The organism is Paraburkholderia caffeinitolerans (genome assembly GCF_902859945.1).
GTDB lineage: Bacteria > Pseudomonadota > Gammaproteobacteria > Burkholderiales > Burkholderiaceae > Paraburkholderia > Paraburkholderia caffeinitolerans.
In genome coordinates this window covers 46638-67803 of record NZ_CADIKL010000042.1, presented here as the reverse complement: position 1 = coordinate 67803, position 21166 = coordinate 46638, and the positions used below count along the sequence as shown (strand labels likewise).

Here is a 21166-nt window from a genome sequence, read left to right as displayed (position 1 = left end):
TCGTCTTAAAATCCGCGGTCAGGGCCATATCGATCGTATGGAAAACTAGACAAATTTCTCTAATCGGCGCTAAAGTTCGCGCAATTCCACGGAAAAAGAAGCCACCATGACGCGACTGCTGGTTCTGCACGGCCCCAACCTCAATCTTCTCGGCACCCGGGAACCCGAGGTCTATGGGCGCGTGACGCTGCCACAGATCGATCAGGCGCTTGCCGACCGTGCCGCCGATGCGGGTGTTGAGTTGGCAACCTTCCAGAGCAACCACGAAGGCGCACTGGTGGACCGCATTCAGGCGGCCCGCAGCGAGCACACGGATTTCATCCTGATCAACCCGGCGGCGTACACGCACACGAGCGTGGCAATCCGGGATGCGCTGGCAGGCGTCGGCATTCCGTTCGTCGAGGTTCATCTCTCGAACGTGCACCGCCGTGAAGCCTTCCGGCACCACTCGTATTTTTCCGACCAGGCCGAAGGCGTCATCTGCGGCCTCGGCTGGAAGGGTTATCTCTACGCGCTCGAATACGCGCTCGACCGGCTCGCAGCCGGCTCGGCCGCGTGACTTCCGCAGCGAGAAACCAACGCATTCTGCAAGACAACACCAATCCCGTGCCGGGCGCGCGCGCCGGCACCTCACGCATGCATAGCAAGGGGGCTGCACCATGGATCTACGTAAGCTGAAGACTCTGATCGACCTCGTCTCCGAATCGGGCATCTCGGAGCTCGAAGTCACCGAGGGCGAAGGCAAGGTGCGCATCGTCAAGAATGCGCCGCCGGTTTACGTGCAGCAGAGCCCGGCGCAATACGCCGCCCCCGTCGCAGGCGCGCCGCTCGCCGCCGCGCCGGCCCCCGCTGCCGAAGCTGGCGCGCCCGCCGCCGCCCCGGCCTTGCCGCAAGGCCACGTCGTGACCTCGCCGATGGTCGGTACGTTCTACCGCGCACCGTCGCCGGGCGCCGATCCATTCGTGCAAGTGGGCGACACGGTCAAGGAAGGCCAGACGCTGTGCATCATCGAAGCGATGAAGCTGCTCAACGAGATCGAATCGGACATCGCAGGCGTCGTCAAGGAAGTCCTCGTCGAAAACGGCCAGGCAGTCGAATACGGCCAGCCGCTCTTCGTGGTCGCCTAAGGCGCGAGGGCGAATACCCACTATGTTTGAAAAAATTCTCATTGCCAACCGTGGCGAAATTGCGCTGCGCATCCAGCGCGCGTGCCGCGAGCTTGGCGTCAAGACTGTCGTCGTCTATTCGGAAGCCGACAAGGAAGCCAAGTACGTGAAGCTCGCCGACGAGGCGGTCTGCATCGGCCCGGCGCCTTCGAACCTGAGCTATCTGAACATGCCGGCGCTCATCAGCGCGGCTGAAGTCACCGACGCCGAAGCGATCCACCCCGGCTACGGCTTCCTCTCCGAGAACGCCGACTTCGCCGAGCGTGTCGAGCAATCGGGCTTCACGTTCATCGGCCCGCGCCCTGAAACGATCCGCATGATGGGCGACAAGGTCACGGCGAAGCAGACCATGATCAAGACCGGCGTGCCGTGCGTGCCGGGCTCGGAAGGCGCGCTGCCCGACGATCCGAAAGAAATCGTGAAGATTGCGCGCACGATCGGCTACCCCGTCATCATCAAGGCGGCGGGCGGTGGCGGCGGGCGCGGCATGCGCGTCGTGCACACGGAAGCGGCACTCGTGAACGCGGTCAACATGACGCGTGAAGAAGCGGGCCGTGCGTTCGGCAACCCGCAGGTCTACATGGAGAAGTACCTCGAGAATCCGCGTCACATCGAGATCCAGATTCTCGCGGACTCGTTCAAGAACGCCGTGTGGCTCGGCGAGCGCGACTGCTCGATGCAGCGCCGCCACCAGAAGGTGATCGAAGAAGCGCCGGCGCCAGGCATCGCGCGCCGCCTGCTCGACCGCATCGGCGACCGCTGCGCCGACGCGTGCAAGAAGATGGGCTACCTCGGCGCGGGCACGTTCGAATTCCTGTACGAAAACGGCGAGTTCTACTTCATCGAGATGAACACCCGCGTGCAGGTCGAGCACCCGGTCACCGAGCTGATCACCGGCATCGACATCGTGCAGGAGCAGATCCGCATCGCCGCGGGCGAAAAACTCTCGTTCCGCCAGCGCGACATCCAGTTGAAGGGCCACGCGATCGAGTGCCGTATCAACGCCGAAGATCCGTTCAAGTTCACGCCGTCGCCGGGACGTCTCACGTCGTGGCACATGCCGGGTGGTCCGGGCGTGCGCGTCGACTCGCATGCCTACAATGGCTATTTCGTGCCGCCGAACTATGATTCCATGATCGGCAAGCTGATCACGTACGGCGCCACGCGCGAGCAGGCCATTCAGCGTATGCGTATCGCACTCTCGGAAATGGTGGTCGAAGGCATTCTGACCAACATTCCGCTGCACCGCGAGCTGATGCTCGACGCGAAGTTCGTCGAAGGCGGCACGAGCATTCACTACCTCGAAAGCCGTCTGGCCGAACGTCAGGCAGTGAAGAAGGACGAAGCGTAATTCATGAGCTATCGGGAACTGATCGTCGAACTGGATCGCAATCGCGCTGAAGAACTCTCCGACGCGCTGATCGAGCTTGGCGCCCTCTCGGTGTCGGTGGAAGACGCCGATGCCGACACGCCCGACGAGCAGCCGCTCTTCGGCGAGCCGGGCCTCACGCCCGAGCGCACCGCGTGGCAGCATTCGCGCGTAATCGCGCTGATCGGCAACGATCAGGATCCGGCCGTGCTGCTCGCGGCCGCCGCGAACGAAGTCGGTCTCGCTGAAACGCCGAAGTTCTCGCTGCGCGAAGTTGAAGAGCAGGACTGGGTGCGGCTCACGCAATCGCAATTCGATCCGATCCAGATCGGCGAGCGCGTCTGGGTCGTGCCCTCGTGGCACGACGCACCCGACCCTGACGCGCTCGTGCTCGAACTCGATCCGGGCCTCGCGTTCGGCACCGGCAGCCATCCCACCACGCGACTGTGCATGGAGTGGCTCGAGCAGCACGTGCAGCCCGGCAATTCGCTGCTCGACTACGGCTGCGGCTCGGGCATCCTCGCGATCCTCGCGAAGAAGTGCGGCGCGCAACCCGTGATCGGCATCGACATCGACCCGCAGGCGGTCGAATCGGCACGCCAGAACAGCGAGCGCAATCGCGCCGAAGTCACCTACGGCCTGCCCGACGACTGCCCGGCGGGCGAGTTCGACATCGTCGTCGCCAACATTCTTTCGAATCCGCTCAAGCTGATGGCGTCGATGCTGTCGTCGCGCGTGAAGCCGGGCGGACGGCTCGCGCTCTCCGGCATCCTCGCGCGTCAGGCCGACGAAGTGGCGCAGGTCTACGCACGCTGGATCGACATCTCGGTCTGGCGCGAGCACGAAGGCTGGGTCTGCCTCGCCGGCACGCGGCGCGCGTAAGCCTGTTCGCGCCCCACGAGCCAGGCGCGAAGTCGTAGGCCGCCATGGATTGCCAGTAGAATGCGAGTATCGCCAACCCTCCGGTTCCACGGCACACATGCTTCTGGCAACGCGCTGTCCCTTCTGCGAAACCGTTTTCCGTATCCAGCCCGCACACCTCGCCGCGCGCCGCGGCCTCGTGCGCTGCGGGCATTGTCAGGAAGCGTTCGACGCGTCGGGTAGCCTGTACGAGCTGCCCGAAAACGGTGATTTCGCACTGGCCACGCCCGTCGCGGCCGATATCGCCGCAAGCCTGGCCACGCCATCTGCTCAGCAGGCCGCGGCGGCTCAAGCCGCTCAAGCGCCCGATCACGATCAGCCGCCGCAAGCCGAGCCTGCGGCCCCATCCGCGCAATCCGCCCCGCCTTCGGGCTCGCCGAACTTCTCTGGCAGCGCCTGGGATCCATGGGCTCCGCGCCCTGACAGCAACCTCGACCCTGATCTGCAATACAACGGCAGCCATCTGCCTCGCGCAAGCCTCGCTGCGGGGCGCGGCCCCAATGTGCGCATCGTCCGCGACGCTGAGCCCACACTCTCGCCGGGCGGCGGTCATGGCGCCGCGCAAGCCGGCGCGTCCGGCCACGTCGAGCCAACCCTTTCGGTGAACGAAGCCATTCACAGCCCTCATGCCGACCCCGAGCCCGTGCTGCGGCGCGCGCCGGCCGGGTCGTCAGCCGCTCCCGTATTCACCGCGCTCGAGCCGAACGCGGGCGGCGAACCCTTCGCGGTCACGCGTGAAGCGCCCACCCGTGCGAAACGCCACACGAGCTGGCGCATCGTGGGCGTGCTGATCGCGCTCGCGCTTCTCGCGACGCTCGCCGCGCAGCTCGCGTGGTGGATGCGCGAAACCGTGATGGTCTACTGGCCCGCCTCGCAGCCGTACTATCAACAGGCCTGCGCGCAGCTCGGATGCCAGCTGCGCCCGCCGCGCGACATCGACGGCCTGCAGGTCCGGCCATCCGATCTGCGCCAAGTGGACGACCCGCATCACCTGGAACTGAAGGTGCCGCTGCATAACCGCTTCGACGTGGCGCTCGCCTGGCCGGCCATGGAGCTCACGCTGCTCGACCGCCAGAACAACATCGTTCTGCGCCGCGTACTGTTTCCGCAGGACTACGCGCCGCCCGGCACGCACATCGAGGCCGGCATGGCCCCGCACATCACGCAAACGATGATCGTGCGGCTCGACACCGGCAACGTCGTGGCGTCGAACTTCCGCATCGAAATCTTTTACCCCTGAATTCCGCGCCGGCGCTCCCTTTCGCGCCGGCGCGCGTTTCCTGCGCCCGGCCACGCCGCGCGCGCCCTTCACCACTACAGCACTACATTCGGAGAGCACATCATGAGTCAAGTCACGCTAGGCGGTAACCCGATCGACGTCGCAGGCACGTTCCCGACGGCTGGCCAGAAGGCCCCCGCATTCTCGCTCGTCGGCCGCGACCTCAATGCCGTCTCGCTCGCCGATTTCGCCGGCAAGCGCAAGGTGCTGAACATCGTGCCGAGCCTCGACACGCCGGTTTGCGCCACCTCCACGCGCAAGTTCAACGAAGCCGCCGCCAAGCTCGACAACACGGCAGTTGTCGTGATCTCGGCCGACCTGCCGTTCGCCGCTGCGCGCTTTTGCACGACCGAAGGCATCGAGAACGTCGTCACGGCGTCGACCTTCCGCGGCCATGAGTTCGCGCAAGCCTACGGCGTGGACGTCACGAGCGGCCCGCTGACGGGTCTCACGGCGCGCGCCGTGGTGGTCATCGACGCGAACGACAACGTCGTCTACGCCGAGCGCGTGAGCGAAATCAAGAACGAGCCGAACTACGACGCTGCGCTCGCCGCACTGAAGTAATCGCTGCTCGCGGCGCGCGAGTTGGACACTGCTCCGGCGCCATGCCGGTTCAATGCCTCTCACGACGCGCCGCCCCTCCCCACCCAACGCATTACAGGAATCCCTGCCTTGGCTACGCTGATCTGCGGCTCGCTCGCCTACGACAACATCATGACTTTCGAAGGCCGCTTTCGGGAACACATCCTGCCCGAGCAGGTGCACATCCTGAACGTGAGCTTTCTCGTGCCGACGATGCGCCGCGAATTCGGCGGCTGCGCGGGCAATATCGCGTACTCGCTGCATCTGCTGGGTGGCGACGCGCACATCATGGCGACGCTCGGTGGCGCCGATGCGCAACCCTATCTCGAGCGTCTCGACACGCTCGGCCTCTCGAAGGCGCACGTGCGCGTGCTGCCCGACACGTGGTCCGCGCAGGCGATGATCACGACCGATCTCGAGAACAACCAGATCACGGCTTTCCACCCGGGCGCGATGATGCAATCGCACCTGAACCGTGCCGACGAAGCGCCTGGCATCAAGCTCGGCATCGTCGCTCCGGACGGCTTCGACGGCATGGTCCAGCACGTCGAGCAGTTCGCGAATGCGGGCATTCCATTTGTGTTCGATCCAGGTCAAGGACTACCGCTCTTCGACGGTGCGTCGCTTCGACGCGCCATTGAACTTGCGACCTATGTGACGGTCAACGACTACGAAGCGAATCTGGTCAGTCATCGCACTGGCTGGTCGCTCGAAGAAATCGCGAGCCATGTCGATGCACTCATCGTCACGCGCGGCGAGCACGGTTCGCAGATCTACCACGGCGCCGGCATCGAAGAAATTCCGCCGGTGCGTGCCGAACAGGTGCTCGACCCCACGGGTTGCGGCGACGCCTTCCGCGGCGGTCTGCTCTACGGCATCGAGAACAACCTCGGTTGGGCCACCACGGGACGTCTCGCAAGCCTCATGGGCGCGCTGAAAATCGAGCATCTCGGGCCGCAGAACTACGCGCCCACGAAGGCGCAAATCAAGGAACGGTTCAAGGCGGCGTTCGGCTACGAACTACCGCTCTGAATCCGGGCGTCGCCTCCATCGTTACCGGCGGCGCTCTTTGGAGTTACGGGAAATGAAAACAACAAGTCGTCTGATTGTCGCCGTCATGATTGCGGGCTCGCTCGCCATGACGGGCTGCGCCTATAACAGCAGTTCCGCCGATGTCTACACCGCCTCGCAGGCGCAACGCGAAGCCACCGTGCGCATGGCCACGGTCGAAAACGTGCGCGCGGTGAAGATCAGTTCCAACAACGGCCAGCCGAGCGGAATCGGCGCAGTGGGCGGCGGCGCGCTTGGCGCCGTGGCAGGCAGCCAGATCGGCGGTGGCACGGGCTCGATCATCACGGGCATCATCGGCGGCATCGCGGGTGCAGTGGCCGGCAACGCAGTCGAGAACGGCGTGGCCATGCACAACGGCCTCGAGATCACGGTGCGTCTCGACAACGGCGACTATCGCGCCATCACTCAAGCCGCCACCGGCGAGGTCTTCCAGGCCGGCGAGCGGGTGCGCCTGGTTTCGAGCGGAGGCGTCACGCGCGTGACGCACTGATAACCGGTTTCCCCTGTACCGCAGCGGCGCCTTGCGCCTTCCTGCGGAACCTCAGGCGCATGTGCTCCCCTGTGCATGCGCCTTTTTTCATGCCCGCGCCAAAACGGAGTTGCCTGAATGCTGCACACGCGAACGTAGCGTGTGAGCAAAAAACGTGGACGAAAAAAATCCCGTCGCGGACAAACCCGGCGACGGGATTGGGAGCGGGCCCGGCATTTGCGCCTGCGCGGATGCATCCGCAGGCACAGCGCCCGGCCCGGCCACCGAAGCGCGCGTATTGACTGACTCTCGTGCGCTTCGGCTCGTACTGCTTACGGACGGCTGCCGGTCGGGAACGGCCATGCTGCGGCCGGATTCAGGGCAGTCTTGACCGTTGCTGCGGGCGCGGCCGGTTGCGCAGCAGGGGCAGCAGGCGCGGCAGCAGCAGCCTTCGCAGGCGCCTTCTTGGCAGCCTTCTTGGCGGCGGCCTTCTTCGCAGGGGCAGCCTTCTTGGCAGCGGCCTTCTTCGCAGGCGCAGCCTTCTTGGCAGCAGCCTTCTTCGCAGGCGCGGCCTTCTTGGCAGCAGCCTTCTTCGCAGGCGCCTTCTTGGCAGCAACCTTCTTCACGGCGACTTTCTTCGCTGCGGCCTTCTTCGCCGGTGCTGCCTTCTTCGCTGCAACCTTCTTCACGGCGACTTTCTTGGCTGCAACCTTCTTCGCTGCGGCCTTCTTCGCCGGTGCTGCCTTCTTCGCAGCAACCTTCTTCACGGCGACTTTCTTCGCTGCGGCCTTCTTCGCCGGTGCTGCCTTCTTCGCAGCAACCTTCTTCACGGCGACTTTCTTGGCTGCAACCTTCTTCACCGCGACCTTCTTCGCTGCGGCCTTCTTGGCCGGTGCGGCCTTCTTCGCTGCAACCTTCTTCACTGCGGCTTTCTTGGCCGCCGGCTTTTTCTTGGCAGTTGCCATTTTTGTTCTCCTTCAGGTTCAGATGAGAGTCAGTTCAAACTACACCCTTCGTCAAAACCCGCTTCCCGCGAACGCTTCTCACGGCGCACACTACGAAGCGGGCTATTCATCGGCGTACGCTGATCCCGCGCGCTTACGCTAATGAATGCGGTAAGGCGCGCCGTGCCATGAGGCACCGCGCGCCAGATCGATCCGGCGTCGAATACCGACGCCGACCAACGTTCGTTGAAAGCGCAGGCCGCACGACTCGCGAGGCCCACGCCCTTTTCCGGGGGGAAGTTTGCCCATCCCACTGAAGGGTTCGCAAAGTGCCTGTCATATCGGTGAGCCGCCAAGGCCCCGGACACGCTTTGCATCAGGCGTTCCTGCTCCTAATCATCCGCCGGCCGAGGCGCTCATATGGCGCCTGGCGGCAACCCCAAAAGACTTGGCTCCGGGTGCGCCCGGGTTATTCCCAGGACAGCGCACCGCCGGTCTGATATTCGATCACACGCGTCTCGAAGAAGTTGCGTTCCTTCTTCAAGTCGATCATCTCGCTCATCCACGGGAACGGGTTCTCTTCGTTCGGGAACAGCGTATCGAGACCGATCTGCTGGCAACGGCGGTTGCAGATGAAGCGCAGATAGCTCTTGAACATCGATGCGTTCAGGCCCAGCACGCCACGCGGCATGGTGTCTTCCGCGTAACGGTACTCGAGGTCGACCGCATGCTTGAACAGTTCGGTAATCTCCGCGCGGAACGCCGGGGTCCACAGCTGCGGGTTCTCGAGCTTGATCTGGTTGATCAGGTCGATGCCGAAGTTGCAGTGCATCGACTCGTCGCGCAGGATGTACTGATACTGCTCCGCAGCACCGGTCATCTTGTTCTGGCGGCCCAGCGCGAGAATTTGCGTGAAGCCCACATAGAAGAACAGGCCTTCCATGATGCAGGCGAACACGATCAGCGACCGGAGCAGCGTCTGGTCGGCTTCGAGCGTGCCGGTCTTGAACGACGGATCGGTCAGCGTCTGGATGAACGGGATCAGGAACTCGTCCTTGTCGCGGATCGACTTGACCTCGTGGTACGCGTTGAAGATCTCGCTTTCGTCCAGGCCCAGCGACTCGACGATGTACTGATACGCGTGCGTATGGATCGCCTCTTCGAACGCCTGGCGCAGCAGGAACTGGCGGCATTCGGGCGCCGTGATGTGCCGGTAGGTGCCGAGCACAATGTTGTTGGCGGCGAGGGAGTCGGCGGTAACGAAGAAGCCGAGGTTACGCTTGACGATGCGGCGCTCGTCCTCGGTCAGACCATTCGGGTCCTTCCACAGGGCGATGTCGCGCGACATGTTGATTTCCTGCGGCATCCAGTGGTTCGCGCAGCCGGACAGGTACTTCTCCCAAGCCCACTTGTACTTGAACGGGACCAACTGGTTCACGTCGGTCTGGCCGTTGATGATGCGCTTGTCGGCGACATTCACGCGGGCCTCTGCCGAGACCGGAGCTTGCGGCGGCGGTGCGACTGCGAAGTCGGCGGCGAAGATGTTTTGCGCCGAAGAGGACTGAGGAGTGGAATGCAGGTTGAGCTGCGTTTCCGGAACAGAGACAGCCACTCCCGCGAGGTTGCGCATTGCGTTTTGCTGCGCACCGCTCGACGGAGTTACGGCCGTGATCTCGTCATCCCAGTTGAGCATAAATGTCACCATCAATTTAGATCGGTTTGTACCATCTTTTCATGCGCGATAAAAGGGTTCGCACACGAAAAATCCTGTTTTCGATTCGCGTTGCGACCTCGATACAACACTTTGTTATTGCATCGTGTCGCGCGCATCGCGTGAACGGCGCTCAAGCATCGTGTGGTTGTCGCGACGATCATCTCCATGAGCGGCTGATCGTGGGTCTTCGCGACATCGTGAGCGTGTGTGAAAGTCGGTTCGCCACGCGCCGTTCGCTCGCGCGCGAAACTCCAGGGATTCCTTCCTGTTAGCGCTTCTTGCTTCTCGCATGTGCGTCTCGTTGCATTGCGCATTGGCGTCTGCTTCGAGCTTCGCAATGCGCGTGCCGCGCGTCGCCAGGAGAGCTGGGCGGCGCGCGTTGCGCACGCCGCCCGTTACATCGACTATCTACTGTTTACTACTGACTACTGATGCTGCTGTGCTTGCGGTCCTGCTGCATGCGCACGACGTTGCATCGCGCGCTGCCGCTTTATTGGCAAGCTTCACACTCTTCGAAGCCGGCATCGCCCGGACGCATCATGCACACCGGACCTTCCGCTTCGGGTGCGGCTTCCGCTGCCGGCGCGGCTTGCATCACGCTCGAGCCCGCACCGTTGCCAGCACCGCCCGCCGCACCGAAGCCGGCGCCGCCTGCGTTGCCCGCGCCGCCACCGTTGCCACCCGTCGGCACTGCGTTGAGCGCGCCGTGCGCGACCGTCGACTTCTCGACGTGCGTGGCTGCCATCGTGCGCAGGTAGTACGTGGTCTTCAGGCCGCGGATCCAGGCGAGCTTGTAGATCTCGTCGAGCTTCTTGCCCGATGCACCCGCCATGAAAATGTTCAGCGACTGCGCCTGGTCGATCCACTTCTGACGACGCGATGCGGCTTCGACAAGCCACGTCGGGTCGACTTCGAACGCCGTTGCGTACACCGCGCGCAGATCGGCCGGAATGCGGTCGATGCGCGAGAGCATGCCGTCGAAGTACTTGAGGTCGGCGACCATGACTTCGTCCCACAGACCGCGCACCTTCAGGTCGCGCACGAGGTAGTCGTTCACCACCGTGAATTCGCCCGAGAGGTTCGACTTCACATAGAGGTTCTGGAACGTCGGCTCGATGCAAGGCGACACGCCGATGATGTTCGAGATGGTCGCGGTCGGTGCGATCGCGATGCAGTTCGAATTGCGCATGCCGTGCGTCGCGATGCGCTCGCGCAGCGAGGTCCAGTCCATCGACTCGCTCGAGTCGACTTCAACGTAGCCGCCGCGCTGCTCGGCGAGCAGCTTGAGCGTGTCTTGCGGGAGGATGCCGCGATCCCACAGCGAGCCGCGATACGTCGAGTAGCGGCCGCGCTCCGCCGCCAGCTCCGTCGACGCCCAGTACGCGTAGTAGCAGACGGCTTCCATCGAGCGGTCGGCGAACTCCACGGCCTCTTGCGAAGCAAACGGCGTGCGCAGCACGTGCAGGCAGTCCTGGAAGCCCATGATGCCCATGCCCACCGGACGATGCTTCAGGTTCGAGTTGCGCGCCTTCGACACCGCGTAATAGTTGATGTCGATGACGTTGTCGAGCATGCGCATCGCCACGCTGATGGTGCGCTTGAGCTTGTCGTGGTCGAGCGCGAACGTGCCGTCGGCCTGTTCGACCATGTGCGCGACGAGGTTCACCGAGCCCAGGTTACACACGGCGATTTCGCTGTCGCTCGTGTTGAGCGTGATTTCCGTGCACAGGTTCGACGAGTGGACGACGCCCACGTGCTGCTGCGGCGAACGGATGTTGCACGGATCCTTGAACGTGATCCACGGATGGCCCGTTTCGAACAGCATGCCGAGCATCTTGCGCCACATTTGCGCTGCCGGAATCTTCTTGAACAGCTTGATCTCGCCGCGCGCGACCTTCTCTTCGTAAGCCGTGTAAGCCTGCTCGAATTCGATGCCGAACTTGTCATGCAGGTCCGGGCAGGTCGAGGGCGAGAACAGCGTCCAGTCGCCGCCTTCCATCACGCGCTTCATGAACAGGTCGGGAATCCAGTTCGCCGTGTTCATGTCGTGGGTGCGGCGGCGGTCGTCGCCGGTGTTCTTGCGCAGCTCGAGGAATTCTTCGATGTCGAGGTGCCACGACTCCAGGTACGCGCACACCGCGCCCTTGCGCTTGCCGCCCTGGTTCACGGCGACAGCCGTGTCGTTCACGACCTTCAGGAACGGCACGACGCCTTGCGACTTGCCGTTGGTGCCCTTGATGTGCGAACCGAGCGCACGCACGCGCGTCCAGTCGTTGCCCAGACCGCCTGCAAACTTCGAGAGCAGTGCGTTGTCCTTGAGCGCTTCGTAGATGCCGTCGAGGTCGTCGGCAACCGTCGTGAGGTAGCACGACGAGAGCTGCGAGCGGTGCGTGCCCGAGTTGAACAGCGTGGGCGTGGACGACATGAAGTCGAACGACGAGAGCACGTTGTAGAACTCGATCGCGCGCGCTTCGCGGTCGATCTCGTTGAGCGAGAGGCCCATCGCGACGCGCATGAAGAATGCCTGCGGCATTTCGATGCGCGTGCCGTGCACATGCAGGAAGTAGCGGTCATACAGCGTTTGCAGACCGAGGTAGCCGAACTGCAGGTCGCGGCTCGCGTCGAGCGCGTTGCCCAGACGCTTCAGATCGAACTGCTGGAGCTTGTCGTCGAGCAGGCCGGCTTCCACGCCGCGCTTGATGAACTGCGGGAAGTACTCTGCGTAACGCCAGCCCATGTCGGCTTGCGTGACTTCCTCTTCGAGAATTTCGCGACGGATCGTGTGCAGCAGAATACGTGAGGTGGCCTGGCTATACGCCGGATCCTTTTCGATCATCGTGCGCGCGGCGAGAATCGCCGAGTCGTAGACCTGCGACATCGGCACGCCGTCGTACAGGTTCTTCACCGTTTCCGCGACGATCGGGTCGGCATTCACGGCATCGCCAAGGCCTTCGCACGCCGAGACGATCAGCGCGCGCAGTGCGTGCATGTCGAGCGGACGCGTCACGCCGTTGTCGGTGACGTTGATGCCAGGCGCTGCCGCTGCTGCCGCTTCCGGTGCATGCGCGCGTTCCTGGTTGCGCTTCTCGCGATACAGCACGTAGGCGCGCGCGACGTTGTGCTCGCCGCCGCGCATGAGCGCGAGTTCGACCTGGTCCTGGATGTCTTCGATGTGGAACGTGCCGCCGTTCGGGCGGCTGCGCACGAGTGCGCGCACGACGTTCTGCGTGAGCTGCTCGACGAGTTCGCGAACGCGTGCCGAAGCCGCACCCTGCCCGCCATTGACGGCCAGGAATGCCTTGGTCATCGCAAGGTTGATCTTCGACGGCTCGAAGCCCACAACGCTGCCGTTACGGCGGATCACCTTGTGGTCGGCGAACTGCGTCGCGCTGGCCTGGCCGTCCTGCGGCAGGCCACCCAGCGTGCGCGCGGCAGGCGCGCCTTCGTACTGGGTCGAGACGTTATCGGTCGTTTGCATGTGCAAAGCTCCTGGTCCTGGAAATGAGCGAAGGGTTTTCGCGAGTTAAATCGGATGCCGCGCCCCCGTGTGCGCGGTCGATCGGGCGGAGAAAAAAAGCCAGCCTGGCGAGGCTGCCGGATGCGGCAAGGCAGATGAATCACAGAACGCTTCGGTCTTCATCGTGGATGCCGCGATCATTGGCTGTACCTTTTTTCTCGATTGCAGCCGGTGCTGCCGGTTTTCCGGGCAGCCGCACTGCACAAGTTTTTCTATGCCGCTAATGCGCGCGGCGCCATGCTCGTCAGAGCGGGGCGCCGCAGAACAACACAACATATGGTGTAAGGCCGTGCTTCGGGTACGAAGTATAGTGGAAGTTGCCGGACGGTCAACGGCTAAATTTCCTTCCAAAAGCCTTGACAACGAGGGCGCCGGCGCGAAGCCCAGACGGCGCGGGCATTCGAGCGAAACATCAATTTGCGTGCGCCAGAAAGTCCATGTGCAACGCTACGGTTAGCACGCGGCCAGGGGTTCCGTTTAGTTGCGCTTCTTTAATGGCGCTTGCGTGAGTCACGGCGACGCGTCGCGTGCGTCGTTCCCCATGCGCGGGTGGATATAGGGGAAGAAGGCATCGGCGAGGTGCGTCTCGCGCTGCAAGCGGGCCCAGTCGAAATGCGGGCCGGGATCGGTTTTTCTGCCGGGAGCGATATCCGAATGTCCCGCTAGCGCGTCGATCGGATAATGCGCCGCCAGCGACCTGACGAGCGGTGCGAGCGTCGCGTATTGCGCGGGCTCGAACGCGCACGTATCGCTGCCCTCGAGTTCGATGCCGATTGAGAAGTCGTTGCAACGCTCGCGCCCAAAGAAATTGGACAGCCCCGCGTGCCATGCGCGCTCGGCGCACGAGACGAATTGCTCGAGCGTGCCGTCGCGGTGAATCACGAAGTGCGCGGACACGCGCACGCCGCGCAGATAAGCATCGAAATACGGATGCGCATCGCAATCGAGACGATTGAGGAACAGGTCGGCGATCTCGGAGCCGCCAAAGGTGTCGGGCGGCAAACTGATGTTGTGCACCACGATCAGCGTGGGGACCACACCAGCAGGACGCGCCTCGAAGTTGGGCGTTGGCAGACGGCGTGCGCCGGCAACCCAGCCCTGCGCATCGACTGCGAACCCGGGCTCCCCGGACGACGGGGTCGCGCTCATCGCGCGGGACGATCCTGGTGAGTCTTGCGCGCGTCGTACACCCGCGCATGCTCGGCGCAGCAGAAGGTTTGGACACCCACGCTCACCGACTCGCTGCGCGGCGCATGAACACCGCACTCGGCGCAGCGGACCATCGGCTCGGGCAATGCGCCGTTGCCAGCGCCGTTTCCACCGCGATTGCCAGCCGTGTTGCCAGCCGTGTTGCCAGCACCCGCGCCATTCGCACCGAAAGGACCGCCAGCAGCGCCGGGGCCATTGCCCGTGCGCCACGCACCGCCCGCCCCGCCCTGTCGCGGATCGGCGCCGGGACGCGAATGCTGCGAGTTGCGCAGCGACTTGAAGAACCACTGCCCAACAACGAACAGCAGGATAAGAAGAAGAATCTGTCTCATGAAATCAGCGTGTGAATCTGTACGCCAGTAGCGAGGCAACGCGCCTCGCGTCAGACGATGGGGCGGTGCAGCAGCACCTCGAACACAAAGCGGCTACCCACATAGGCAAGCAGGAGCGCGACGAACGACGCAATCACCCAGCGCAGCGCAGCGCGGCCGCGCCAGCCGGAAATTTTGCGCGCGGTGAGCAGCGAGCCGAACATCAGCCACGAGAGGATCGCGAACACCGTCTTGTGATCGAGCGAGAGCGGACGATCGAACAGTTGCTCGCTGAACACGATGCCCGAGACCAGCGTGGCCGTGAGCAGCACGAAGCCCGCGCCGATCAGACGGAACAGCAGTTTCTCCATCGTGAGGAGCGGCGGCAACGTCTCGATCCAGTTCGAGAGCCATCCGGCGCTGCGGTTACCCGCACGATTGCCGCCGTTGCGCTGGAAACCCGCGCCCTTGAGCGCGTGCAGGCGGCGTTCGACCGCGAGCATCAGCACTGCGTGCAGCGCGGCAATCGCAAACAGCCCGTACGCGACATTGGCGATGACGAAATGCAGCTTGAACATGGGCGCGGCCGCGTAAGGCAGAACGCGCACACCGCCGAACACGAGCGGCAGAATCGCGGCCACGCCGGCCAGCGGCAGCAACAGCAAACGCAGCCCATCGAGCTCGAAGAAAAAGCTCTCGATCCAATAGATCCCCGCGCCCAGCCAGAACATGGCAGACAACGCGAACGCGAAGCCGAACACCATTTCGTGAGCCGGGAAGATCGTCACATGGAGCAGCACGCCATGTGCCGCAAGTGCGATGAAAAGCAGCGCGCGAGAAAGCGGGCCGAAGCTGCGGGCACGCGGCGCGCCGTCGTGCAAACCGCCCGAACCAATCGAAGACCCGCCCGCGGCACCGGCGACACCCGGTGCGCCTGCGGCAACCGTCACCGGGACCGGTGGCACGCTGCCGAAGAGCGGCGCGGTGCTCGCGCGGCGCAATGCCCGCCAGTCGGCGGCGCATAAACCGCCGTACAGGAGCACGGTGAGGGCATACAGTACAATATCCATGTTCGAAGTTTACTATAGGCCCCCTCTCCGCGACGGATCGCGACGAATCGCCATCGATTCCCGCTTTCGCGCGCGTGCACCGGGCCGCACTGCTCACCGCTCCCCATGCTCGACAATCTCACTCAACGGATGGCGCACGTCGTCAAGACGCTGCGCGGCGAGGCCCGGCTGACCGAGGCCAACACGCAGGAAATGCTGCGCGAAGTACGTCTCGCGCTGCTGGAAGCGGACGTGGCACTGCCCGTCGTGCGCGAATTCATCGCCAAGGTGAAGGAAAAGGCGCTCGGCGAAGAAGTGATCGGCAGCCTCTCGCCGGGTCAGGCGCTCGTCGGCGTGGTGCAGCGCGAGCTGACCGCCGTGATCGGCGGCGACTACGAAGGCAAGGCCGCCGAGCTCGATCTCGCCGTCACGCCGCCCGCGGTCATCCTGATGGCAGGCCTGCAAGGCGCCGGCAAGACCACCACGGTCGGCAAGCTCGCCAAGCTCCTGCGCGAAAAGTACAAGAAGAAGGTCCTCACCGTTTCTTGCGACGTCTACCGCCCTGCCGCTATCGCGCAGTTGAAGACGGTGACGGAACAGGTCGGCGCCGACTTCTTCCCCTCGCAGCCCGATCAAAAGCCTGTCGACATCGCCAATGCGGCCGTCGACTGGGCCAAGCGCCACTATCACGACGTGCTGCTCGTCGACACGGCCGGCCGCCTCGGTATCGACGAGGCGATGATGAACGAGATCACCGCGCTGCACGCCTCGCTCAAGCCGGCCGAAACGCTCTTCGTCGTCGACGCGATGCTCGGCCAGGATGCGGTCAACACCGCGAAGGCGTTTAACGACGCCCTGCCGCTCACCGGCGTCGTGCTCACCAAGCTCGACGGCGACTCGCGCGGCGGCGCGGCGCTCTCCGTGCGCCACATCACGGGCAAGCCGATCAAGTTCGTCGGCGTCGCGGAAAAGCTCGACGGCCTCGAAGTGTTCCACCCGGACCGCATGGCGAACCGGATCCTCGGCATGGGCGACATTCTCGCGCTCGTCGAGGAAGCGCAGCGCGGCGTGGACGTTCAAGCCGCGCAAAAGCTCGCCGACAAGGTCAAGAAAGGCGGCGACTTCGATCTCAACGACTTCCGTGCGCAGCTCTCGCAGATGAAGAAGATGGGCGGCCTCTCGTCGCTCATGGACAAGCTGCCCGCGCAGTTCCAGCAGGCCGCCTCGGGTGCCGACATGGGCCAGGCCGAAAAGCAGATGCGCCGCATGGAAGGCATTATCAACTCGATGACGGCCCAGGAACGCGCCAAGCCCGATCTCATCAAGGCCACGCGCAAGCGCCGCATCGCGGCGGGCGCGGGCGTGCAGGTCCAGGAGGTCAACCGCCTGCTGAACCAGTACGACCAGATGCGCACTATGATGAAGAAGCTGAAGGGCGGCAATCTGCAGAAGATGATGCGCGGCATGAAGGGCATGATGCCCGGCATGCGTTGATAGAAAACAGCAACAACCACAGCCTCACCACAGTCATGAATCGCGAAGAAGCCCTCCACATTTACAGCCACTCCGAAGAAATCGTTACGGAGGGCGAAGTCAATGCGTCGATCGGCCGAATGGCCGACGCCATCCGCGCCGAGGTCAGCGAGGACTTTCCGCTCGTGCTGTCGGTGATGGGTGGTGCGGCCGTGTTCACCGGCATGCTGCTGCCGCACCTCGACTTCCCGCTCGAATTCGACTACATCCACCTCACGCGCTATCGCAACGCCATCAAGGGCAGCGCGGAAATGCAGTGGCGCGTGGCGCCACGCGAGTCGGTGAAGGACCGTGTCGTGCTCGTGCTCGACGACATCCTCGACGAAGGCGAGACCATGGCCGCGATCCGCGACCGCATCATGGACATGGGCGCGAAGCGTTTCCTCTCGGCTGTGCTGTGCGAAAAGATTCTCTCGAAGGCCAAGCCGCTGCATCCGGATTACTGCGGCTTTTCGGTGCCGGACCGCTACGTGTTCGGCTGCGGCATGGACGCGAAGGGCTACTGGCGCAATCTGCCGACCATCCGGGCGCTGACCGAAGGCGCTTGAAGCGCGAACCCAGCACCATGAAAAAAGCAGCCTTCGGGCTGCTTTTTTTGTCTCCGGCGTGAACAGCAACGTCAGAGGTGATGCACGAACGTGCTGATCCCCGCGAGTATCATCTCCACCGAAATCGCCACGAGCACGAGGCCCATCAGCCGCTCGAAGGCCGTCACCACACGCTCGCCGAGCCATTGCTGGATGCGCTCCGCGAGCAGCAGCACGATCGCACAGATCGCCATCGTCACGACCAGCGCGCCGATCCACTCGAACAGCTTGCCCGGCGCCTGCGAGGTGAGCAGCATGACCGTGGCAAGCGCCGAAGGCCCCGCAAGCGCGGGAATCGCGAGTGGCACGATAAGCGGCTCGCCGCCCTTGTCGCTACCGCCGAACGGCCCGCCCGGATGCGGAAAGATCATGCGCAGCGCGATCAAAAACAGCACGATGCCGCCGCCGATGCGCAGCGACGTGTCCGTGAGCCCCATCATCCTCAGGAAGGCGTTGCCTGCCACCATGAAGAGGAGCAGGATCACGAACGCAATCGCCACTTCGCGCAGGATCACGATCGCCCGGCGCTCCCGCGCCACATGATGCAGGCACCCGATGAAAAGCGGGATGTTGCCGAGCGGATCGGTAATGAGCAGCAGCAGGACCGTCGCAGACATGAAGCTGTATTCCACGCTCGCGACGCTCCTTTGGCTCAGTTAGCGATAGATAAGACCGGGTCGCGTCAGACCGGGTCGCGTTAGACCGGGTCGCGTTAGACCGCGAGCGCTGCCTGGATCTTCTGCGCCACCGACTGCGCGGCTTCTTCGGCCGGCAGCAGCGTTGCTTCGGCGTCGCGGCGGCCCTGGTACTCGATCTTGCCTTCCTTCAGACCGCGCTCGCCGATCACGAGACGATGCGGCACGCCGATCAGCTCCCAGTCGGCGAACATCACGCCCGGACGCTCGCCACGGTCGTCGAGGATCACGTCCACGCCGGCCTTCAGCAGTTCGTCGTAGACGCGCTCGGCGTGCTCGCGCACGAGCTCGCTACGGTCCATGCCCATCGGGCACACGACCACCTGGAACGGTGCGATCGATTCCGGCCAGATGATGCCCTTCTCATCGAAGTTCTGCTCGATCGCCGCACCCAGAATACGCGTGATGCCGACACCGTAGCAGCCCATCTGCATGGGCGCGGGCTTGCCGTTTTCGGCAAGGCAGGTCGCGCCCATTGCCTCGGAGTACTTGGTGCCGAGTTGGAACACGTGGCCCACTTCGATGCCGCGGCAGATGTCGAGCACGCCTTTGCCGTCCGGCGAGGGATCGCCCTTCTTCACGTTGCGGATATCGGCGACGACCGGCTCCGGCAGATCGCGGCCCCAGTTCACGCCCGTGGTGTGGAAGTCCACTTCGTTCGTGCCCACCACGAAGTCGCTCATGTTCGCGACCGTGCGGTCGGCGATCACCTTTACGGGCTTCTTCGTGTTCAGCGGCCCGAGGTAGCCCGGCGGCGTGCCGAACCACTCGACGATCTCGGCTTCGGTCGCGAAGCGGAAACCGGCGAGGCCTTCAATCTTGCTCGCCTTGATCTCGTTCAAGTCGTGGTCGCCGCGCAGCATCAGCAGCCAGATCGTGGGCTCGGCGCCCTCGTTTTCCGTCGCGAGGATGATCGACTTGATCGTGCTTTCGAGCGAAATGCCGAGCAGTTCAGCCACGGCTTCGCACTTGGCCGCGCCCGGCGTGGACGTCTTGGTGAGCGCCTGCTTGGGTGCAGCACGCTCGGCGATGAGCGGCAGCGCTTCTGCCGCTTCCACGTTGGCCGCGAATTCCGAGGTCGGGCAGTAAGCGATGTCGTCTTCGCCAGTTTCCGCGATCACGTGGAATTCGTGCGAGCCGCTGCCGCCGATCGAGCCGTTGTCGGCCGCGACCGCGCGGAAATGCAGGCCGAGGCGCGTGAAGATGCGCACATAGGCGTCGTACATCTTCTGATACGAGAGCTTCAGGCCGTCTACGTCCTTATCGAACGAATACGCGTCCTTCATGATGAACTCGCGGCCGCGCATCACGCCGAAACGGGGACGGATTTCGTCGCGGAACTTCGTCTGGACCTGATAGAAGTTCACCGGCAACTGGCGATAGCTCTTGATCTGGCCACGCGCGATGTCGGTGACGACTTCCTCGTGCGTCGGCCCCATGACGAAGTCGCTTTGCTTGCGGTCCTTGAAGCGCAGCAGTTCCGGCCCGTATTGCTCCCAGCGCCCCGACTCCTGCCAGAGCTCGGCCGGCTGCACGGCCGGCATGAGCAGCTCGATGGCGCCGGCGCGGTTCATTTCCTCGCGCACGATCTGCTCGACCTTGCGAATCGAGCGCAGGCCGATCGGCAGATAGTTGTAGATGCCGCCCGCAATGCGGCGGATCATGCCCGCGCGGACCATCAACTTGTGGCTGACGATTTCGGCGTCAGCCGGCGCTTCCTTCAGGGTGCCGATAAAGAAACGGGAGGCTTTCATTCAGAGTTTTCCAAAGGCGGCGGCCCGACGATAGGCCGCCCGAAAGAGTCCAACGGTGGAGTTCACAGACCCGACATTATGACCACGCTGCGAGCGCCGCGCGGATGACACCGGACGCTCTTGCGGCCAACGCGGTTTGCGCGCGCCTCGCGAAACGATCCAATGTTCTGGGGGCGCGAATGGCCATCGGGTGCGGAAGGGCCGTTATCTGTTTATAATCAAAGCAATTTTAAAGGATTCGAAGGTGGTTGTATGCTGGATCGTGAGGGGTTTCGCCCGAACGTCGGCATCATCCTCTTGAACGCACGAAACGAAGTGTTTTGGGGCAAACGGTTACGCGAACATTCCTGGCAGTTTCCGCAAGGGGGCATCAAATATGGTGAAACCCCCATGCAGGCGATGTATAGGGAGTTGCACGAAGAAACCGGGCTGCATCCGGAGCACGTCAAGATTATCGGTCGCACACGCGACTGGTTGCGTTATGAGGTGCCGGACAAGTTCATCAAGCGCGAGGTGCGCGGCCATTATCGCGGGCAAAAGCAAATCTGGTTTTTGCTGCGTATGGTCGGGCGCGATTGTGATATCTGCCTGCGGGCGACGGAGCATCCCGAGTTCGATGCGTGGCGCTGGAACGAATACTGGGTGCCGCTCGAAGCGGTCATCGAGTTCAAGCGCGATGTCTATCAGCTCGCCCTGACCGAGCTTTCGCGCTTCCTGCGGCGCCCGGCCATGCCGCGCCCCGCACGGGGCGGCGGTGTGCACGGCCATGAGGTGCGCTACCCGCGCATTGTCACATCGGCGCACGCCGAGGCGGTGCAGCTCGAGCCGTCGCTGGTCGACGACGCCAGCCACACGGCGCTCGAAAGCGATTGCGGCACGGCGGAGAGTATGATCGAGCCTGCGCCGGGCGAGCACGGGTAAAACAACCCGGCACGCGACGTCGCACTAAACGCTCGAACCGCCACCACCGGCGCTGCGCATTCTTGCGCGCGGCGC

Annotated in this window: 20 protein-coding genes; 11 read left to right on the top strand and 9 right to left on the bottom strand. The window is 63.8% G+C overall.

Annotated features, from left to right (window positions below; translation table 11 throughout):
• The first annotated feature begins 106 nt into the window (after positions 1-106).
• The 8 genes from aroQ to HV773_RS29705 all read left to right on the top strand — a co-directional run bounded on the left by aroQ (position 107) and on the right by HV773_RS29705 (position 6878).
• Positions 107-559 (top strand): type II 3-dehydroquinate dehydratase, encoded by a 453-nt coding sequence (gene aroQ / locus HV773_RS29740; RefSeq protein ID WP_129562848.1) that lies wholly within the window; start codon positions 107-109, stop codon positions 557-559.
• 100 nt (positions 560-659) lie between these two features.
• On the top strand, positions 660-1127 hold the full coding sequence (gene accB / locus HV773_RS29735) for an acetyl-CoA carboxylase biotin carboxyl carrier protein (protein WP_129562849.1): 468 nt from the start codon (positions 660-662) through the stop codon (positions 1125-1127).
• A gap of 22 nt (positions 1128-1149) precedes the next feature.
• Positions 1150-2517, top strand: a complete 1368-nt coding sequence (gene accC / locus HV773_RS29730; protein ID WP_129562850.1) for an acetyl-CoA carboxylase biotin carboxylase subunit — start codon at positions 1150-1152, stop codon at positions 2515-2517.
• Between the two features lie 3 nt (positions 2518-2520).
• Complete coding sequence (gene prmA / locus HV773_RS29725; RefSeq protein WP_129562851.1) at positions 2521-3417, top strand: 50S ribosomal protein L11 methyltransferase; 897 nt, start codon at positions 2521-2523, stop codon at positions 3415-3417.
• Between the two features lie 97 nt (positions 3418-3514).
• Complete coding sequence (locus tag HV773_RS29720) at positions 3515-4696, top strand: zinc-ribbon and DUF3426 domain-containing protein (RefSeq protein ID WP_129562852.1); 1182 nt, start codon at positions 3515-3517, stop codon at positions 4694-4696.
• Positions 4697-4798: 102 nt separating this feature from the next.
• Positions 4799-5299: a thiol peroxidase gene (tpx, locus tag HV773_RS29715; RefSeq protein ID WP_129562853.1), complete on the top strand. Its 501-nt coding sequence runs from the start codon at positions 4799-4801 to the stop codon at positions 5297-5299.
• Positions 5300-5407: 108 nt separating this feature from the next.
• On the top strand, positions 5408-6349 hold the full coding sequence (locus tag HV773_RS29710) for a carbohydrate kinase family protein (RefSeq protein ID WP_129562854.1): 942 nt from the start codon (positions 5408-5410) through the stop codon (positions 6347-6349).
• Positions 6350-6401: 52 nt separating this feature from the next.
• Positions 6402-6878, top strand: coding sequence for an outer membrane lipoprotein (locus HV773_RS29705; RefSeq protein WP_129562855.1), 477 nt, complete (start codon positions 6402-6404; stop codon positions 6876-6878).
• Between the two features lie 311 nt (positions 6879-7189).
• Here HV773_RS29705 and HV773_RS29700 read toward each other — a convergent pair whose 3' ends face one another.
• From HV773_RS29700 to HV773_RS29675, 7 genes are all read right to left on the bottom strand, one after another.
• Positions 7190-7822, bottom strand: coding sequence for a histone H1-like DNA-binding protein (locus tag HV773_RS29700; RefSeq protein ID WP_129562856.1), 633 nt, complete (start codon positions 7820-7822; stop codon positions 7190-7192).
• Positions 7823-7851: 29 nt separating this feature from the next.
• Entirely contained in the window at positions 7852-8178 is a 327-nt protein-coding gene (locus HV773_RS37075) for a hypothetical protein (RefSeq protein WP_129562857.1), read from the bottom strand.
• Positions 8179-8270: 92 nt separating this feature from the next.
• Positions 8271-9494 carry a ribonucleotide-diphosphate reductase subunit beta gene (locus HV773_RS29695; RefSeq protein ID WP_129562858.1) on the bottom strand — a complete coding sequence of 408 codons (1224 nt, stop codon included), beginning with the start codon at positions 9492-9494 and terminating at the stop codon, positions 8271-8273.
• Between the two features lie 511 nt (positions 9495-10005).
• Positions 10006-12993, bottom strand: coding sequence for a ribonucleoside-diphosphate reductase subunit alpha (locus HV773_RS29690; RefSeq protein WP_129562859.1), 2988 nt, complete (start codon positions 12991-12993; stop codon positions 10006-10008).
• A 549-nt stretch (positions 12994-13542) separates the two neighbouring features.
• Entirely contained in the window at positions 13543-14181 is a 639-nt protein-coding gene (gene ampD, locus HV773_RS29685) for a 1,6-anhydro-N-acetylmuramyl-L-alanine amidase AmpD (protein WP_129562860.1), read from the bottom strand.
• Entirely contained in the window at positions 14178-14573 is a 396-nt protein-coding gene (locus HV773_RS29680) for a PP0621 family protein (protein WP_129562861.1), read from the bottom strand. The genes ampD and HV773_RS29680 overlap by 4 nt, the downstream gene beginning before the upstream one ends.
• A 50-nt stretch (positions 14574-14623) precedes the next feature.
• Positions 14624-15622 (bottom strand): cytochrome C assembly family protein, encoded by a 999-nt coding sequence (locus HV773_RS29675; RefSeq protein ID WP_129562862.1) that lies wholly within the window; start codon positions 15620-15622, stop codon positions 14624-14626.
• Positions 15623-15727: 105 nt separating this feature from the next.
• On the opposite strand from HV773_RS29675, the gene ffh reads away from it, so the two are divergent.
• Entirely contained in the window at positions 15728-17095 is a 1368-nt protein-coding gene (ffh, locus tag HV773_RS29670; RefSeq protein WP_129562863.1) for a signal recognition particle protein, read from the top strand.
• A 35-nt stretch (positions 17096-17130) separates the two neighbouring features.
• Positions 17131-17682 carry a hypoxanthine-guanine phosphoribosyltransferase gene (locus tag HV773_RS29665; RefSeq protein WP_129562864.1) on the top strand — a complete coding sequence of 184 codons (552 nt, stop codon included), beginning with the start codon at positions 17131-17133 and terminating at the stop codon, positions 17680-17682.
• A gap of 71 nt (positions 17683-17753) precedes the next feature.
• Here HV773_RS29665 and HV773_RS29660 read toward each other — a convergent pair whose 3' ends face one another.
• A complete protein-coding gene (locus HV773_RS29660) occupies positions 17754-18353 on the bottom strand; it encodes a MarC family protein (RefSeq protein ID WP_129562865.1) in 600 nt (199 codons plus the stop codon).
• An 80-nt stretch (positions 18354-18433) separates the two neighbouring features.
• Entirely contained in the window at positions 18434-20170 is a 1737-nt protein-coding gene (locus tag HV773_RS29655; RefSeq protein ID WP_129562866.1) for a proline--tRNA ligase, read from the bottom strand.
• Positions 20171-20422: 252 nt separating this feature from the next.
• Here HV773_RS29655 and HV773_RS29650 point away from each other — a divergent pair, with 252 nt between their 5' ends.
• Positions 20423-21091 (top strand): RNA pyrophosphohydrolase, encoded by a 669-nt coding sequence (locus HV773_RS29650; protein WP_129562867.1) that lies wholly within the window; start codon positions 20423-20425, stop codon positions 21089-21091.
• Positions 21092-21166 lie beyond the last annotated feature (75 nt).

Coding starts and splice junctions, on each gene's coding strand:
- ffh (WP_129562863.1), top strand. CDS start 15,728: ATGCTCGACAATCTCACTCAACGGATGGCGCACGTCGTCAAGACGCTG.
- HV773_RS29690 (WP_129562859.1), bottom strand. CDS start 12,993: ATGCAAACGACCGATAACGTCTCGACCCAGTACGAAGGCGCGCCTGCC.
- HV773_RS37075 (WP_129562857.1), bottom strand. CDS start 8,178: ATGCAAAGCGTGTCCGGGGCCTTGGCGGCTCACCGATATGACAGGCAC.
- HV773_RS29695 (WP_129562858.1), bottom strand. CDS start 9,494: ATGCTCAACTGGGATGACGAGATCACGGCCGTAACTCCGTCGAGCGGT.
- prmA (WP_129562851.1), top strand. CDS start 2,521: ATGAGCTATCGGGAACTGATCGTCGAACTGGATCGCAATCGCGCTGAA.
- ampD (WP_129562860.1), bottom strand. CDS start 14,181: ATGAGCGCGACCCCGTCGTCCGGGGAGCCCGGGTTCGCAGTCGATGCG.
- HV773_RS29680 (WP_129562861.1), bottom strand. CDS start 14,573: ATGAGACAGATTCTTCTTCTTATCCTGCTGTTCGTTGTTGGGCAGTGG.
- HV773_RS29655 (WP_129562866.1), bottom strand. CDS start 20,170: ATGAAAGCCTCCCGTTTCTTTATCGGCACCCTGAAGGAAGCGCCGGCT.
- HV773_RS29665 (WP_129562864.1), top strand. CDS start 17,131: ATGAATCGCGAAGAAGCCCTCCACATTTACAGCCACTCCGAAGAAATC.
- accB (WP_129562849.1), top strand. CDS start 660: ATGGATCTACGTAAGCTGAAGACTCTGATCGACCTCGTCTCCGAATCG.
- HV773_RS29720 (WP_129562852.1), top strand. CDS start 3,515: ATGCTTCTGGCAACGCGCTGTCCCTTCTGCGAAACCGTTTTCCGTATC.
- aroQ (WP_129562848.1), top strand. CDS start 107: ATGACGCGACTGCTGGTTCTGCACGGCCCCAACCTCAATCTTCTCGGC.
- HV773_RS29650 (WP_129562867.1), top strand. CDS start 20,423: ATGCTGGATCGTGAGGGGTTTCGCCCGAACGTCGGCATCATCCTCTTG.
- HV773_RS29675 (WP_129562862.1), bottom strand. CDS start 15,622: ATGGATATTGTACTGTATGCCCTCACCGTGCTCCTGTACGGCGGTTTA.
- HV773_RS29700 (WP_129562856.1), bottom strand. CDS start 7,822: ATGGCAACTGCCAAGAAAAAGCCGGCGGCCAAGAAAGCCGCAGTGAAG.
- accC (WP_129562850.1), top strand. CDS start 1,150: ATGTTTGAAAAAATTCTCATTGCCAACCGTGGCGAAATTGCGCTGCGC.
- HV773_RS29705 (WP_129562855.1), top strand. CDS start 6,402: ATGAAAACAACAAGTCGTCTGATTGTCGCCGTCATGATTGCGGGCTCG.
- tpx (WP_129562853.1), top strand. CDS start 4,799: ATGAGTCAAGTCACGCTAGGCGGTAACCCGATCGACGTCGCAGGCACG.